14 protein-coding genes are annotated in these 16710 nt (G+C 63.6%); 10 read left to right on the top strand and 4 right to left on the bottom strand.

The annotated features are described in order from the left end of the window. The 3 genes from K728_RS0104160 to K728_RS0104150 form a co-directional block, all read right to left on the bottom strand. Positions 1-828: ABC transporter permease (locus K728_RS0104160; protein ID WP_024475953.1), on the bottom strand; the 828-nt coding region annotated here is incomplete at its 3' end. A gap of 26 nt (positions 829-854) precedes the next feature. Then, a complete protein-coding gene (locus K728_RS0104155) occupies positions 855-1910 on the bottom strand; it encodes an iron ABC transporter substrate-binding protein (protein WP_024475952.1) in 1056 nt (351 codons plus the stop codon). 112 nt (positions 1911-2022) lie between these two features. After that, positions 2023-2613 carry a YdeI/OmpD-associated family protein gene (locus K728_RS0104150; RefSeq protein ID WP_024475951.1) on the bottom strand — a complete coding sequence of 197 codons (591 nt, stop codon included), beginning with the start codon at positions 2611-2613 and terminating at the stop codon, positions 2023-2025. A gap of 65 nt (positions 2614-2678) precedes the next feature. On the opposite strand from K728_RS0104150, the gene K728_RS0104145 reads away from it, so the two are divergent. From K728_RS0104145 to K728_RS21780, 6 genes are all read left to right on the top strand, one after another. Then, a complete protein-coding gene (locus tag K728_RS0104145; RefSeq protein ID WP_024475950.1) occupies positions 2679-3335 on the top strand; it encodes a hypothetical protein in 657 nt (218 codons plus the stop codon). A gap of 155 nt (positions 3336-3490) precedes the next feature. Beyond that, on the top strand, positions 3491-4030 hold the full coding sequence (locus tag K728_RS0104140) for an NUDIX hydrolase family protein (protein WP_019482310.1): 540 nt from the start codon (positions 3491-3493) through the stop codon (positions 4028-4030). A gap of 3 nt (positions 4031-4033) precedes the next feature. After that, on the top strand, positions 4034-4885 hold the full coding sequence (locus tag K728_RS0104135; protein WP_024475949.1) for a DUF6707 family protein: 852 nt from the start codon (positions 4034-4036) through the stop codon (positions 4883-4885). Positions 4886-4925: 40 nt separating this feature from the next. Further along, entirely contained in the window at positions 4926-5741 is an 816-nt protein-coding gene (locus K728_RS0104130) for a hypothetical protein (RefSeq protein ID WP_019482308.1), read from the top strand. 19 nt (positions 5742-5760) lie between these two features. Continuing rightward, positions 5761-7008, top strand: a complete 1248-nt coding sequence (gene tgt, locus K728_RS0104125) for a tRNA guanosine(34) transglycosylase Tgt (protein ID WP_024475948.1) — start codon at positions 5761-5763, stop codon at positions 7006-7008. Positions 7009-7536: 528 nt separating this feature from the next. Continuing rightward, positions 7537-8127: a hypothetical protein gene (locus K728_RS21780; RefSeq protein WP_237742083.1), complete on the top strand. Its 591-nt coding sequence runs from the start codon at positions 7537-7539 to the stop codon at positions 8125-8127. A 197-nt stretch (positions 8128-8324) separates the two neighbouring features. Here K728_RS21780 and K728_RS0104115 read toward each other — a convergent pair whose 3' ends face one another. Next, entirely contained in the window at positions 8325-9038 is a 714-nt protein-coding gene (locus tag K728_RS0104115) for a queuosine precursor transporter (protein WP_024475947.1), read from the bottom strand. 144 nt (positions 9039-9182) lie between these two features. On the opposite strand from K728_RS0104115, the gene thiD reads away from it, so the two are divergent. The 4 genes from thiD to K728_RS0104095 all read left to right on the top strand — a co-directional run bounded on the left by thiD (position 9183) and on the right by K728_RS0104095 (position 16676). Next, positions 9183-10007, top strand: a complete 825-nt coding sequence (gene thiD / locus K728_RS0104110) for a bifunctional hydroxymethylpyrimidine kinase/phosphomethylpyrimidine kinase (RefSeq protein WP_019482304.1) — start codon at positions 9183-9185, stop codon at positions 10005-10007. Further along, a complete protein-coding gene (locus tag K728_RS18360; protein ID WP_024475946.1) occupies positions 10004-11485 on the top strand; it encodes a polysaccharide pyruvyl transferase family protein in 1482 nt (493 codons plus the stop codon). The genes thiD and K728_RS18360 overlap by 4 nt, the downstream gene beginning before the upstream one ends. Positions 11486-11494: 9 nt before the next feature. Continuing rightward, complete coding sequence (locus tag K728_RS0104100) at positions 11495-12484, top strand: glycosyltransferase family 2 protein (protein ID WP_156911162.1); 990 nt, start codon at positions 11495-11497, stop codon at positions 12482-12484. A 298-nt stretch (positions 12485-12782) separates the two neighbouring features. Further along, positions 12783-16676: a S8 family serine peptidase gene (locus tag K728_RS0104095; RefSeq protein WP_024475944.1), complete on the top strand. Its 3894-nt coding sequence runs from the start codon at positions 12783-12785 to the stop codon at positions 16674-16676. The last annotated feature ends 34 nt before the right edge of the window (positions 16677-16710 follow it).

The following is a 16710-nucleotide window of genomic DNA, read 5'->3' as shown; positions in this document are numbered from 1 at the left end:
CACCCTGCCGCGGCCTGCCCCCTGGCTGACCCGGCCACGGAACCGTTTCTCCCCCGCCACCACCGTCAGCGCCAGGACAACGAGCATGAGCGCGAGCAGCGCCGCCTGGTTGCGGTCGAAGCTTGCGCCGTAGGCCGAATTGATGCCCCAGGTGAGGGTCTGGTACCGCAACATGGACACCAGCCCGAAGTCCGAGAGTGTGTACAGGGCAACGAGGAGGGCGCCCGCGGCGGCCGCAGGCCTGACCCTCGGCCAGGTCGCGGCTTTGAACGCTCCCCAGGGACCGCGGCCCAACGTGCGGGCCACCGCCTCGAGATCGCCCGAGGCGCCTCGGAGCGCTGCGGCAACCGGCAAGGTGACATAGGGCGTGCAGACGGCCGTCATGATCAGCCAACTCGCAAAGAATCCGTCGAGGGTCGGCAACCAGACCAGCCAGCCGTAGGCAGCGAGGTAGGAGGGGACGGCGAGCGGCAAAGCTGAGATCAGGAGCATGGCGCGGGGTGCGGGGATTCTGACCCGGGTCAACACCCACGCCGATGCGGTACCCAACACCAGGCATGCGATGGTCACCGATGCCGCCAGCAGGACCGAGTTCAGCGCAAGCTGCAGGACCCTGGCCCGCAGGAGCGTGTCGACGAGTTCGGTGAACCCGGCGTCGGTGGTGCGTGCGACGAGGTAGACCAACGGGATCGCTGCCGTGGTGGCAGCCAGCATGGCCAGAAGCAGCAGCCAGGCGGGAGGCTTGACCCAGGGGGCACGGCCGGTGCCGGGCGCACGAACTGAACGCGCCGGCGTGCTGCTGGCGCGTCCAGTTCGGACGAGGGTCATTCGAGGGTCACCGGCTCCTACCTAGATCAGATCAGCCCATGCTTGCTGAGCAGTTCCTGGGTCTGTTCCAGGGATTCCAGATCCGAGAGGTCCAGGTCCGGGTTGACCAGCGAATCCAACGCTGGCAATCCCTCGGGTGCGTCAATACCGTCCGCGAGCGGGTACTCGAACGTTTCATCGACGAAGTACTGCTGCGCTTCAGCCGAGACCAGGAATTCGACGAACTTGAGGGCGTCGGCGTCCTGCGCGGCGTTGGACAGGATGCCCGCACCGGTGACGTTCACGATGGAGCCTGGGTCTCCGGCTTCGGGGTAGGACAGCTGGGCGCGCATGTTTTCCTCGCCGGCCTCGGCTGCCTGGCGGAACCAGTAGTAGTGGTTGATCAAACCGGTTTCGACAACTCCCTCGTTCACAGCGGTCAGGACAGCCCCGTTGTTCTCGAAGATCTGTGGGTCGTTGGCCGCGAGCGCCGATACCCATTCATCGGCTGCCTCTTCACCGTTCAGCACCCGGTAGGCCGTGACGAAGGCCTGGAAGCTGGCGTTCGATGGGGCTACCCCCACCCGACCGGACCATTCGGGTTCGGTCAGGTCATCCACGGAGACTGGGACTTCCTCAGCCGTCAGCTCCTCGCCGTCGTACACGATGACGCGGGCCCGGCCCGTGACACCCACCCAGCTGTCATCCGTGGAGGTGAATCCGTCGGGAACGGTGGCCGCGAGGTCCTCCGGGAGGGTACTGAACAACCCGGCGCTGCTGAGAGCGCCGAGCGCCCCCGCATCCTGGGAAAGGAAGACCTGGGCCGGCGTCTGCTCGCCTTCTTCCAGGAGGAGTGCACCGAGTTCAGCGGTGTTCCCGTAACGCACGTCCACCTCAACGCCCGTGGATTCTTCGAACATGTCGATCAGTGGCTGGACCAGTGCTTCGTCGCGGCCGGAGTAGAGGGTGAACGCATTGTCGCTCTCCAACTCGGCGGCTGGTGCTGGATCCGTTTGATCGGAGCCTGATTCGGTCGTCGCCCCACAGCCCACGAGGGCGAGGATGGTGGCGCCAGCGGCTAGGGCAGCAAATCTGTTGGTCATGAGTGTGATGTCTCCGAAGATGTTCCAGTGTTGAAGTGTTGGTAAGGATTACCTTACACGGGAATTTTTCGAATTAGTCACAGAAGTGTGCCCTAATTAGTTTTGTGACGGCTCAGGGTAGCTTCCGCTGTGGATACAAAGTCTCGTGTCGAGCGAGCATTGCCACGAACTTGGCGATGTTCCGTTCCCTGGCGGCCTCGGTTTTCAGCTGGGTCAGACGGAAGATCAGGGCGTACCTGTTTTGTGAGGTCAGGACATCGAACATGGCCTGTGCTTCCGGTTCGGCGGCAATGGCCGCGGCTAGGTCGTCCGGAACCTCAGCAGTGGCCGGCCCAGCGTAGGCCCGCTCCCATCGACCATCGGCTTTCGCGGCGTCGACGGCGGCCTGCCCTGCCGGCATCATTCGGCCTTCAGCCGTGAGGCGTTCAATGAAGCCAATGTTGCGTACCGACCAGATGCTGCGCGGGCCGCGCGGGGTAAACCGCTGGAAGCTACTCCCCTCGTCCCGTCGTCGGGCCTGGCCATCGATCCAGCCCACGCACAGTGCCTCATCCAACGCCGCGGCGTAGGTCAGCCCGGTGACGGAGCCGCCCTTCTTGTGCAGGATCAGCCAGACTCCCGGGGAGACGGAGTGATTGGCGCCAAGCCATTCCTTCCACGCCGACGCATCGGGAACCAACAGTTCGGGCAGTTCAGCCTTCATGGGGTTACTGTAAACCTTCATGCTCGGCTGAGCTTCCCGACCCCCAGAATCCGTTGAGGCCCCACATGCTGCGCGTTCGCCCCACCCTGATCACCACCGACCCCCAGCTGCTGGGAGACCTGCTTCCGGCCCTGGGAATGGTCCAGCAGCAGGGGACTGCTTTCTTCGACGCGGGCGGTGGCCGGATCGCGCTCCAGCCGGGCACCGCCGAACTGACGCTATTGGGCTTCGAGGCGGGAGTTCTCGAAGAGTTTGCCCGCCGCACCGCCGAGAGCGGAACAGCAGCGGAAGTGATCAGGGATGCGGCTGGCATGACGGCTGTCCGGGTCGAGGCGCCGGGACAAACCATCCCCGTCGATCAGGGCGATCGGCTCCTGGACCCCGACGTGGATCACGCCTTGACCGTTGTCTGCATCTGGTCGACCCCCGACCCGCAGAGGGCAGCCAGGATGCTCAGAGACATTGGGGCACGCCCCCACGGCCCGGCGGCCGAAGCAACGGATTTCACCGCCAAGAACGGCGGGCGGGTGGTCGTACGGACCGGCGGACACCAGTACTTCCAGGTGGGTTTTGACTATGCGGGCGACGTCGCGGACCTCCGGCTCCGGGTGCAGCACGCCGGCTTCTCCGCCGAAATGTCAGGGACGGGCAGGAACCGCATCCTGACCGTGCCTGTCTCAGCGCACCGGTCATTCACCATCAGTGAGCGGCCGGAAGGCTGAGCTGACGGCGGGCGGCCACCCCCGGCGATCGCTGCCCGGCCGCCCCCGCCCGGCGGTCACCGCATCAGGGGTGTGCTGCGGTCTGGCAATTCAGCCAATGGCCGAAGTGCAGCGCGCCGCCCGCCGTCGACGGCTTGTCTGCGATAAAACAAGGTATGAACGTTCGCACCCCAGACCCCAATCCCGGGTGGCTTTCAGAGGATGACCTCTACGAAGCCCGCCGCCGCCTCCCCATGGTCTATGTGGAGGCCATCCCGGTGCGGTGCGACTCGCTCGGTTATGTCACTGAGGTGGGTTTGCTGTTGCAGGCCAACGATCAGGGTGAAATGGTCAGGACGTTCGTCTCTGGTCGGGTGATGTATCGGGAAACTATCCGCGCCGCGCTGGTGCGGCATCTGGAGAAGGATCTGGGGCCGTTCGCCCTGCCGCAGTTGCCGCCCTGCCCGACGCCCTTCACCGTCGCGGAGTATTTCCCTTCACCGTCGGAAACCGGCATGACCGATGACCGCCAGCACGCCGTCGCCCTCGCCTACCTGATTCCTGTCACCGGTGAATGCCAGCCGCGCCAGGATGCGCTGGAGCTTTCCTGGATGACCCCCGATGAGGCATTAAGCGATGGTGTTCAGGCAGAGTTCTCCGGCGGGCGCGGCGGACTGCTCCGTCAGGCGTTGGCCTACGCCGGCTGGGGACGCTAACCAGTGACCGGCAACCGGAAACCCACGCGTGTCCGACGGGTTGGCGCCGAAGCTGTCACCGCCGGTCACCACATCATTGGACCGGCGGGCGCGGACCCCGCAGAGGTGGTGGAAACCGACATTGAGACGGACGATTTCGGGACTCCCGCCGTCGTCGTCGCAACCCTGGAGTCCGGCGACACCCTGCGGATCGCGGCCGGGTCGCAGGTCCAGATCACCGTCGACGACGGCGCACCGGTGGTAGGTGCCATCCCCGCCCAGGATGGGACCCCAGAGGCTGTCATCGCCCACGCCGTGTCGGTGCATCCCGAAAGCGCCCAGTTGCAGGGTCTTGCTGACCGGCTCACCAAGGGCGTGAACTTCAAGTCGGGAAGCAACCTGCAGGATGTGCACGATCTCGCGGTGAGCCTTCTGGTTGACTTCGCCGACGCCGCAAACGCGCTCCGGGTCTGCGACCTGTTGACCCCGCTACCCTTCGACGGTAATTTCGGGCGGTGGAAGTGGATTGAGGGAGCGTTGGCGCTGGCCTCCTACCTCGCCTACGACGACGGCGACGTCGCCCGCTCGGAGGCCTATTCGGCGTCTCTCCGTACCGCCGACGACGCCGAGACGGACCCTTTGAAAGCCAAGCTCGCTGCTGCGGTCCGGCAGCGCCAACTGAACGCTCCCAACCTTTACGACCCGGAGATCAGCCGCGCAGCAGCCGCGGGGGATGCCGCCGTCGAAAGGGCTTGGCGCGTGGTGCGGCTGTCGTCTCTGTTGTACCTGCGATCCCACGGCGGATCCGAGACGCTGACCGCTGATGAACTGACCCGGCGGATCCACAACGAATTGGTGGCGATCCGCGCCCTGTAGGGCTCTGGAGTGAAACCTGCTGCGGGAGTAGAGTGTCGCCATGAATCACTCATCGGCCCCCTCCGGCACCAGCAGCGCTGTCGGGAAAGATGGGGTAAATCCTCTCAGCGTCCACATTAACGCCGACGCCCGCCAGGTCTGGGTGATGCTCCGCGAGCCAGCCAAGGTCGCCCAGTGGCACGGCTGGGACTACGACGGGCTGGCTGAGGAGATCCGCCTCATCTTCTTCTCGCCGGGGGTAACTGAAGGCCAGGACCACCGTTCCCTGACCCTCGAGGACGGAGACACGTTCCTGTTGGAGCCGGGCCCGGATGGAACGGTCGTCACGGTGGAACGTGGGTTACCCGAACCGGAGTCGGAGATGGCCGACTGGTATGCGGACATCACCGAGGGATGGATCTCGTTTCTCCAGCAACTGCGGTTCGCGCTGGAGCGGCATCCCAACACCGACCGGCACACAGCGTTTTTCGCGGGCACCCCCTCCGACGGACAAGCCATCGCTGACCGGCTGGGAGCCGGATCGGTGGGCGAACCCGGTGACCCCTATTCCCTCACCCTGCCGGGTGGGCAGGAGATCACCGGCCGGGTGTGGTTCCGCACCGAACACCAGCTGGGGCTGACTGTGGCCCAGTACGCCGAGCACGGCGACGGACTGCTCATCCTCGCCGAACAGCCTGTGACTGAAGGGGTCCGCGACGAGCCGTCGTCGCTGGTCATCGCCTCGACCTACGCGCTCGGCGCCAAGGCGCTGCATAGCGTATGGGACGGATGGGAAGCGGTGCGCCGTGACCACTACCCCGATGCTGACCCGCTCGTCACTTCAGCCCTGGGGCGGACCGGAAAGCCGTCCACGTAATTGCTGGCAAAATGGGTTGGTGCCAACCGATACCCAGCAATCCACTTTCACCTTCACCGTCAACGAGCGGTTGAGCGACCCGACAGGTAAACCGTTGCACGGGCGCACCGGGACCATCAGCACCCCTCACGGCGAAATCCGCACCCCGGCCTTCATCGCCGTCGGCACCAAAGCCTCGGTCAAGGCAGTGCTTCCCGAGTCGATGCAGGAGTTGGGGGCGCAGGCACTCCTCGCGAACGCCTACCACCTGTATTTGCAGCCCGGTCCTGAGATCCTCGACGCGGCTGGCGGGCTGGGCCGCTTCATGAACTGGGATGGGCCAACCTTCACCGATTCGGGCGGCTTCCAGGTGATGAGCCTGGGATCCGGATTCAAGAAGGTCATCACCATGAACGTCGCCGACGCCGAGGGGGGCGGCTCCGACCACCGGGTGGCCGCCGGCAAGGAGCGGCTCNTCGCCCACATTGACGACGACGGCGTGTGGTTCAAATCGCACCTCAACGGAGACCGGCACCGTTTCACCCCGGAGATTTCGATGCAGGTCCAGCATCAGCTCGGCGCCGACATCATGTTCGCGTTCGACGAACTCACCACGCTGATGAACTCCCGCACGTACCAGGAAGAGTCGCTGGAGCGCACCCGGTTATGGGCGGAGCGCTGCATCGCCGAACATGACCGGCTGACCGAGGAACGGGCGGGAAAGCCCTACCAGGCGCTGTTCGGCGTCATTCAGGGCGCCCAGTACGAGGATCTTCGACGCAAGGCTTCCCGGGACCTTGGCGGCATGGGCTTCGACGGGTTCGGGATCGGCGGGGCGCTGGAAAAAGAGAACCTTGGGACCATTCTGGGCTGGTGCGCTGATGAGCTGCCGGAGAACAAGCCCCGGCACTTGTTGGGGATCTCGGAACCAGACGATCTGTTCACCGGCATCGAGAACGGCGCCGACACCTTCGACTGCGTCTCCCCCACCCGGGTAGCCCGCAACTCAGCCTTCTACACCCCCGATGGGCGGTGGAATCTGTCCAACGCCCGGTTCAGGAAGGACTTCACACCGCTGGTGGACGGCTGCGACTGCTACACCTGCACCAACTACACCCGGGCCTACATCCACCACCTGTACAAGGCGAAGGAAATGGTCTCGGCCACCCTCATCTCCATCCACAATGAGCGGTTCATTGTGAAACTGGTCGACGACGCCCGCGACGCAATCGGCGACGGCACCTTCTTCGACTTCAAGGCTGAGGTGCTTGGCCGCTACTACGCCTAGCCCCTCCCCGGCCCCGCCCGCGCATCCTCCCGCGCATCTTCCCGCGCATCTTCCCGCGCAAAAGAGTGGCTGCCCCGCGCCCGCGGCCCACAAAAGTGGCTGACCCGCACGTTAGTGGTTGCCCAGCAGCGACCCTGCACGTGCGCCACTTTTCCGGGTGCGGCAGGGCGTCACGCCTGCGTCCCCCGCGGCCCGACTCCTCCTCCACAGCCATCAACCGCGCCGAGTTGTCCACATAACGGCGTCGACCCACCCCATCGAGTTTGGATCGGCGCATGCTGGCTGCATGAACATCGAGTGCCCGCCCTGGCTAAAGGCCTCCACGAGTCCGTGGACCACTGAGGAACTCGCCGAGCGAAACGTCAGCGATCGGCAGATTGCCCGGTTCGTCCAGGCGGAGATCTGGTCCGGTTGCGACGCGGCTGTTACCTTTCCGGCCAGCTCTGGCAGCAACAGTCGCTTGAGACCCGGGCCCTGCAACGCATCTACGCTCATCATCACGCGCTGCTGCCCACAACACGGAGGGGGATGGTGTACAGCCATACCTCGGCTGCCCGCATCCATGGCCTACACCTGTGGAAGGTTGATGACCTGGTCCACCTCACCCAGGGGTTTCCGACCAGCCCACACGGGCATGGTCCGGACGTCCGGGCCCATTACTCGTCACTGTCACCCCAGGACGTTTCCTCCGGGAAGGGCCTGCGAATCACAGCCCTGGAGCGCACCGTGGTGGACTGTGCCCGAATACTTTCCTACCGCCAGTCGCTCATCATCGCCGATCACGCACTGCAACTCGGCGGAAACCAGTCCCTGATGCAGGACATCGCCTTGCAGCTCTCCGGCCACAAGGGCATCGCCAACGCTCGGGCGATCACCGCCAGAGCCAGCGCTTTGGCAGAGTCCCCGGGCGAGACCTTGACCAGACATTTTCTCCGCCGGATGGGGCTGCCGATGCCGGAGGAACAGGTCTCTGTCCGGACCAGGCACGGCGATCACCGGCTCGACTTTGCCTGGCGGGAGCTTCTGTTGGCCCTTGAGTTCGACGGCAGGATCAAGTATTTCGACTTCTCCCCGACGCAGGAGGTGCTGTTCGAGGAGCGCCGCGGGAAAAGGCCTTGATGGAGGACGGCTGGCAGTTCATCCGCATCGAATGGGCGGACCTCTTCCGTGAGGCAGAGCTTAAGGCACGCATCCTGGTGGCTCTGCACCGCGCGAGCTCATTGCACCGGAAAAGTGCGTGACCTGCAGACGGGTGGCCGCCCCACCACTCGTCTGCGGCTCCGGCACTTTTCCGGGTGAGCGTGAGACCGGGACCGTTAGGACGCGGCGTAACTCGGTTCGCGCTTTTTGATGGCCTTGATGACCAGCGTCGTGACCGGCACGAACAGCACCTCGATCAGGGTTTTGTACAGAAAGCCGAAGAGCAGGTAATTGAGGAACCCGCTGAAGGTGGTGATACCAATAACCGACGCAGCAATGGCACAAAAAATCAGGGTGTCAGCGAACTCGCCGACCACTGTCGAGCCGAGCAGCCGGCCCACTAGACCGCGCTCGCCGAAGCGCCCCTTCATTTTGACCAGGACCCAGGCGTTGAGGGTCTGACCGACGGCGAAGGCCAGGAGGGAGGCAAGCACAATTAAGGGAACCGGTCCGAGCGCTCCTTCCAGGGCAGCCTGCTTCGAGGTGCCGAAGTCGTCGTCGAACCCGGGCAGGGCGATGATGACCAGGTAGCAGAGCGAGGCGAACGCCGACAATACAAAGGTCACGATGATCGCCAGCCGGGCGGCTTTGAAACCGTACACCTCGCTGATGACGTCGCCGAGGATGTAGGCCAGCGGGAAAAGGAAGAATCCGCCGTCGGTGATGATGCTGAAGTCACCAATAATCGGACCGATCAGCACACCCTTGGAGGCCCCGATATTGGACAGCAGCACGACGACGGCGAGGGTCGCCAGCATGATCGCGAAGTAGGTACTGCCCGAGGAGGCGAATTTGGCGCGGGTTTTTTCCTGCAGTTGAGTCAACGTCATCTCATTCATCGAAGTGGTTCGCGGACACGATTGGGTCCGCTGTATTAGCACTGATGCCCGGCTGCCCCCGGGCAGTCCAATTCTGCCACGCCCGCGGTGCGCCCTGAACTGGCCGCCCTGCCCGAAAGTAGGCAGACTGTACAAATGCCCCTAACTCATTCCGCCCCCGCAGTGACTCTCACCATCGCCGGATCCGAGGCGACCGGTGGCGCTGGCGCCCAGGCGGACCTCAGGACCTTCCAGGAACTCGGCGTTTTCGGCATCGCGACGCTGACCTGCATCGTGTCGTTCAATCCGAAGGACAACTGGAACCATCGTTTCGTGGCGGTCGAGCCGCAGGTCATCGCCGACCAGTTGGAGGCAGTCCTGACCTGTTACCCCGTGGAAACCGTCAAGATCGGCATGTTGGGTACTCCGGCAACCATTGACACTGTTGCGACGGCGTTGAAGAGCCAGCAGTGGCGCAACATCGTGCTGGACCCGGTGCTGATCTGCAAGGGCCAGGAGCCCGGCGCCGCGCTCGACACGGATCAGGCACTGAAGGCAAACATTCTCCCGCTCGCAACTGTTGTCACTCCCAACCACTTCGAGGCTGAGTCGTTGTCGGGCATGACCATCAACAGCATCGAGGATCTGCAGGAGGCCGCCAAACGGATCCATGAGATCAGCGGCGCCGTCGTCGTCGCCAAGGGCGGCATCCGCCTGGAAGGTGAAAACGCCGTCGACGTCTACTTCGATGGCACTACCCTGGAGCTGCTGTCAGCCCCGAAGGTCGGCGAAGTAGCTGTCAGCGGCGCGGGCTGCACCCTCGCCGCCGCCATTGCTGCGGAACTGTCCAAGGGCGCCAGTCCTCTTGATGCGGCTCGAACAGCCAAGAGTTTCGTGACCGAGGCGATTCGTCACAGGTTGTCCTCGCAGGCACCATTCGATGCAGTCTGGCAGGGCGGCGCCGCCGGGATCCCGGCATGAGGGTAGCGATTCTGGGCGATATCGGACAGCGCATTTACCACGTCGGTGATGATGCAATGACTCATGCCGCCGTGGATGAACTCGCAGCCCGCGGCATCAAGGACGTTGTCCTGCTCAGCCGGAACGCAGCTGACACGACCGGTCGGTTCGGCACCGAGGCAGCGCCGACCATCGAATTTCCGTGGCCGTACGCCGACTACCAGCATTACCTCAACGAGATACTCTCACTCCTCAACGGCGAGCCTCATAGCCTTGCCGACAACGACCAGGTGCACGGGCTCATCGAGACCATCCGCGGCTGCGACTCAGTGCTGATCGCAGGGGGCGGCAACATGAACTCGGTGTACGGCTGGCTGCTCTACGAACGCGCAGCGGTCACCGCAATTGCGCGGCACCTCGGCAAGGCAGTGGTGATTGCTGGCCAGACTATCGGGCCTATGCTGTACGGCGCTGACCGTGAAGTGGCAGTACAGATGCTCTCCCGCGCCGCTCTGGTAGGTGCACGTGAGGACAGTTCGCTCAGCCTCGGACGGGAGTTGGCAGGATCCAGCGTGGTGCGGTGCCTTGACGATGCTTCCTTCCTCGCGTCCAACACCGCCGCCCGGCAGCAGCCCGACGACGGCGGTCACCCGCCGGGAAGCACCCCACCTGTGGCCTCCTATATCGTTGGCACCTTCGCCGGCAACACTGGCGCCTGTCCCCGCGACCTGTTCGTAACGGCCGTCGCGAAAGCCCTGGACGACGCGGCCGACCTCACCGGCCTGCCGGTCCTTCTCCTGCCCCACATGGCTGTTGAGGGTGAGGGCGGCATCGATGAAGCAATACACGCGGAGATTGCAGCGGCGATGACTTCCTCCGTCCAGTCACAACCCATCGCGTCGGCGCGCGACACCGCAGTCCTCACCTCCCGGGCAGCCCTGGTGGTCACGTCGCGGTATCACCCGGTGGTTTTCGCTCTCGACGGCGGCGTCCCCACGGTTGCCTTGTCCCTCGATGAATACAGCGACGTGCGGTTGCGTGGGGCCCTCGCCAACTGGGGCCTGGCCGACTTCGCTCTGCCCCTGCCGTCAATGCTCGACGGCACGATCGGGCAGGCCCTCCGTGAGGCCTGGCAACGCCGCACAGACATAGCGGAACAGGTGCAGTCTCTCCGACCCCAGAAGCTCACCGAATCTTCCGCCTGGTGGGACTCAGTGGTTGGGACCCTGCAAGGCAAGCCAGCCAAGGTTCAGTCGCCGTTGCCGCACCGCCAATGGGTCCCACGGGGAACTTGGTCCGCAGCCGCCGACACGGCGCGGGTGGTGTTCCTCCCGATGGCGGCAGAATTGGCTGACCTCCGCAAAACCCGCGAGCACCTTGAGGGGGAAGCCGCCGCCGCCCGGGACGAGCTGCAAGGCTGGTTCAATTCCTCCAGTTTCAGGCTGGTCCGCAAACTAGCCTCCCTACGTACGCGGTTCCGACCGCGCAAAGCCGTCTAAGGACTTTCAGTGACACTCCCTCCTTCTCCCTCAGTCGCCGTTATCATGCGGTCCCGGAACCGGTCGGTGCTGCTGGACCGCGCACTGCGCGATCTCCTCGGCCAGTCCATGACCCAGTGGACCCTCGTCGTCGTGAACGACGGCGGCGACCGCGCCGAAGTGGACCCGGTGGTGGACCGCTACCGCTTGCAGCTCGGCGATCGGGTCCAGGTCATCCACCATGACGTGGCGCGCGGAATGGAGGCAGCCTCCAATGCCGGCATCAAAGCGTCGGACTCCGAGTTCATCGCCATCCACGATGACGACGACGAATGGCACCCTGAGTTCCTCGAACGGACCCTGGCTTATCTGGCGCACCACGACGACGCCGGCGTGGCTGTCCGCACCGAACTGGTCTTCGAGCGGATCACCGACGGGACAATCGAAGAAATTAGCCGGGAGATTTTCCAGCCGCAGCTGCAGTCAATCACCTTGTTTGATACTCTCCGGCACAACCGGTGCGTCCCCATTTCGCTGCTTTATCGCCGTTCAGTTCATGACCGGATTGGCTATTACAACGAATCCCTCTCGGTAGTGGGCGACTGGGAATTTCAGCTCCGCCTGCTCCAGCAGCACACGCTGGGTTTCCTCGATGAGGAGCCGCTGGCGTTCTGGAACCAGCGAAAAGACGCGACCGGAGACCTCGGGAACAGCGTGATCGTTGGTGACGCCGAGCACAGGCGGCTGGATCAGTTGGTGCGCGAGATCCACCTCAAAGAGCACGTCAGCCAGTCAGGGCTGGGCTCACTGCTTTACCAGACGTCCTATCAGCAGCGCGAGTTCGACCACCTGCATCACCGGCAGAACTATTCGGAAGACCTCCTGCGCCAGATTCTCGAATCCAACAACCGGCTGGCCGAACGGGTGCAGCGGCTTGAGGAAGCAGTCAGTGACGCTAGCCTCGTCTCGCTGGTGAGGCGTCGCTATCGCCAGCTGAAAAGCAGAATACTGGGGCGCTAGAAGCCCTGAATAGTCATCGATTTCACACCGCGTGGGCCTGCTCAGGGAATTACCAGGAAATTGCCTAACTTAACTAAGTTTTTTGTGTGGTAGCCGTTGACTTGTGACTGATCACACAGAAAGGTAGTACCGGTGGAGGGGGTCGGGCAACCGGCATCCACTGTTCAACTACTGCTGACGCAACTTGTTCATTCAGGGAACGTCACTCACATCTGTCATGGCCGTGTCAGCAGTACTTGCGGGGAGCTAATCACAGGTCTCAGCGGGTGGTCATGACTGAGCCTCACTAAGGAGAAGTATGAGCAAGTCATACCACCGGAATACGGGGAAGGCTGTGTTGGCATCGCTAACTGGCCTTGTTCTGGCTTCCAGCATGTGGGCGCCTGCTTCGGCTCTGGAATCACCGTCATCGGGTGAACCCACAGCCGAGGGAATTGAGCTCCAGGCAGTACCCGATCTTAAGGTCAGCAGGGATCTGGCGGATCGGACAGGCCCCACAGCGGCCTATATCCAGTTCGCAGGAAAAGGCGCCTTCGAACAAACGCAGCCGGTAGCGGTTCGCAATGGAATTCAGTCCCCCGTCGATCGGACCAACGATGTTCTGAACATCAGGGCCGGAATTCAGGCCCAGGCCGATGAGGTAGCGGCCGAGGCGTCAGCCTCGCAGCTCTACACCACCACCAACACCATCCCTGGTGTTGCCATTCAAGGTGACGCCGAGGCAATCAAGGCACTTGCTGCCCGCCCCGACGTCGTGAAGATCACCGGTATTGTGCCGAAGACCGTGACCAACAAGGGCGCGGACATCGACACCCGCGCGCTTGATGCCTGGACCGCACGCGATCAGACCGGCGACGGCATCACCGTTGCCGTGCTGGACACCGGACTTGATTACACCCACTCCGGTTTCGGCGGCCCGGGCACGATCGAGGCCTTCGAGCAGGCGCAGGCAGACCTGGTCCCAGACCCAGCTCTCTTCGACGCCGCTAAGTTTGTGGGCGGCTACGACCTGGTGGGCGACGACTATGACGCCGGTGACCCCGACAATGACATTCCTCAACCAGACCTCAACCCCCTCGACTGCCAGAGCCACGGTTCGCACGTCGCCGGTACCTCTTCGGGCTACGGCGTCAACGACGACGGCTCCACTTTTGACGGCGATTACGCCACCCTCGACGCCGACGGCGTCAACGCCATGCGGATCGGTCCCGGCTCGGCTCCCGAATCCCAGCTGGTCGCCCTCCGGGTCTTCGGCTGCACGGGTTCCAGCGCAGTTGTCGGTTCAGCACTCGACTTCGTGCTGGACCCGAACGGTGACGGCAACTTCGACGACCGCGCTCAGGTTGTCAACATGTCACTCGGCGCGGCATTCCCCGCCTATGACGATCCTGAAAACGACATCGTTAACGCTCTGACGGCTCAGGGCGTCCTTTCCGTTGTCTCCTCAGGCAACAGCGGCGACGTCTACGACATCGGCGGCTCCCCAGGCAGCTCAGAGTCCGCCCTGACCGTCGCCGCAAGCGTCGGTTCGCAGATCACCCTCGACCGGGTTGACGTGCTCGCACCTGACGACGTCGTCGGGCAGGCTGCTGGCCAGTACAGCGTCAACTACGACTACTCCACGGCCACTGAGGAAGAGCTCACGGGCACGGTTGTCAAGGCTGATCCCGCCAACGCGTTCGGTTGCCAGCCCTTCGCACCGGGCACCTTCGACGGTGAATGGGTCTGGCTGCAGTGGGAAGAGGATGGAACATTCCCTTGCGGATCCGTTACCCGCTTCAACAACGTTGAAGCCGCAGGCGGAGCAGGTGTGGTCCTCGACTCGCCCCGCTCAGTCTTCGAGTCCGGCATCGGCGGCAACGCCACCATTCCCGGCGTCCAGTTCAACGCCGAATTCTCCGAGCAGCTGGAACCAGCAGCAGAAGCTGGCACCCTTGAAGTTCGTCTCGATTCCGGTTACCAGGCAACTGCCGGCGGCAGCTCCGACGCACTCGACACGCTCGCAGCTTTCTCCTCCCGCGGGCTGCACGGCTCCAACGGAGTTGTGAAGCCCGATGTAGCAGCCCCCGGCGTCTCAACTGGTTCGGTCCAGGTTGGCACGGGAACCGGCGCATCGGTCAAGAGCGGCACCTCAATGGCAGCCCCACACGTGGCTGGCATCGCTGCACTGCTGTACGCAGAGACCAACTTCAACCCGTATGAGATCAAGTCCATGATCATGAATACGGCCATCGCCGATCTGGTGACAGCCGATGGCGTCGAGTACGCCCCGAACCGCGTAGGTTCCGGACGCGTCGACGCCGTATTGGCACTGGACACCCCGGTCCTGGCCTACTCGACAGAACAGCCATCGCTCACCTCGGTGAACTTCGGCGTTCTGGAGCTTGGCAGCGAAGCGATGACCATGACCAAGCAGATCACCGTGGAAAACAAGTCGGACGACGTGATTCGCTACAGCGCCTCCTACCTTGAGGCGTCAACGATGCCAGGCGCCGAGATCAGTGTGACGCCGCAGGTGCTTGCGCCTGAAACGCTCACCAATGCCTTCGATGTTCCAGCCAACGGCACGGCAACTGTCGACGTCACGCTGACCATTGATGATCCAGCCGCCCTGGCGAAGACGATCGACCCGGCTGCTGAGGAGACTCAGTTCGGCGTCGCCCGTCAGTACCTTGCCGATGTGTCGGGCCGCGTGCAGTTCGCGAGTGAAGTGAACACGCTGCGTGTTCCCGTCTACTCAGCACCGAAGCCCACATCGGAAATCTCGGCTGGCGCCCAGATCATGTTCGAGAACGCCTCAACCCTTGAGAGCTCAGTAGTGCTTGAGGGCCGCGGCCTGCTGCAGGGTGGATCGGATTCGCGCTATGCATCGCTCGTGACCCCGCTGGTTCTTGGCGCTGAAAGCCCCCGGGCCGACGAGCGTCCGCTGGAGTCCCTGTACTCCCTGGACCTCCGCTCGGTTGGTGCCGCATCAACGGTTCCGGCAGTTGTCGCAGCCGGCGGCGAAGCAGAAGAGGGTTACCTGAACCTCGGTATCAGCACCTGGCAGAACTGGGCTCAGCTGGGTGGCAATAGCCAGGTTGCAGTTGAACTGGATCTTGACGGTGACACCGAAGCCGACATGGTGGTCATCACCCTGCGCCTCGACGACCTGGACATGATCCTGTTCGAGGTGGCACCGGTGCTTGACGATGGCTCGCTGGGCCAGGGTGACAGCCTGTACTTCGCCAACGGCGTCGACGGCAGCCTGGACACGAACACCTTCGACACCAACGTCATCACTCTGCCTGTCCCGGTTGCTGACCTGGGCCTGGACCTGAGTGCTTCGGCTCCGATCCAGTACCGCGTCTCCACCGCCAGCCCGTTCAATGTGGACGAGGATGGCAACACCGCGGGATCGGTCGACGAGACCGAGTGGATTGACTTCAACGTCACCGAGCCTGAGCTGTGGTTCGAAGGCGTCACCCCCGACACGGTATTCATTGCCGCCGAGGGTACAACGATTGGCGTCAACCGTCAGGAAGGCGTCACCGACGCCCGCGCGTTGTTCCTGCACCACCACAACGCAACGGGCCTGAAGGATGAAATCCTCGACATGCAGGTTGACCAGCTCCGGTTCCCGGATGTTGCGGGCAATGAGCATGAGGAGGCCATTAACTGGCTGGCTGACCAGGGGCTGACCACCGGCTACCCGGATGGCACCTACCGTCCGCTGGCCTCGATCAACCGCGATGCCATGGCGGCGTTCCTCTACCGCCTGGCTGGTGAGCCTGCTTTCGCGGAGCCCACCACCTCTCCATTCGCTGACATCACTCCTAGAACCCAGTTCTACAAGGAGATGGCGTGGATGGCCGAGACCGGCCTGTCGACCGGCTACAGCGATGGCACCTTCCGTCCGCTCGCTCCCGTCAACCGTGACGCGATGGCCGCGTTCATGAACCGCTTCGCTGGTGAGTACTGCATCATCGCCGACGCAGCGGATTACGTTGCACCGCAGGTTGCACCGTTCCCGGACGTTCCGGTGAACGATCAGTTCCACCGGGAGATCTCCTGGATGGCCGAGAACAACATCACCCAGGGCTTCGACGACGGCGAGTACAAGCGCCTTCAGCCGGTCGCCCGCGACGCGATGGCAGCCTTCATCCAGCGTCTCGATGGTTACACCGAGGACAACGGCGGCTGCAACCCGTAACCACGGATAGTAAACGCTAGACACAGAAAAGTGG

The sequence above is a fragment of the Arthrobacter sp. CAL618 genome (genome assembly GCF_000468215.1).
GTDB lineage: Bacteria > Actinomycetota > Actinomycetes > Actinomycetales > Micrococcaceae > Arthrobacter_D.
This window is presented reverse-complemented; position numbering and strand designations above follow the sequence as displayed.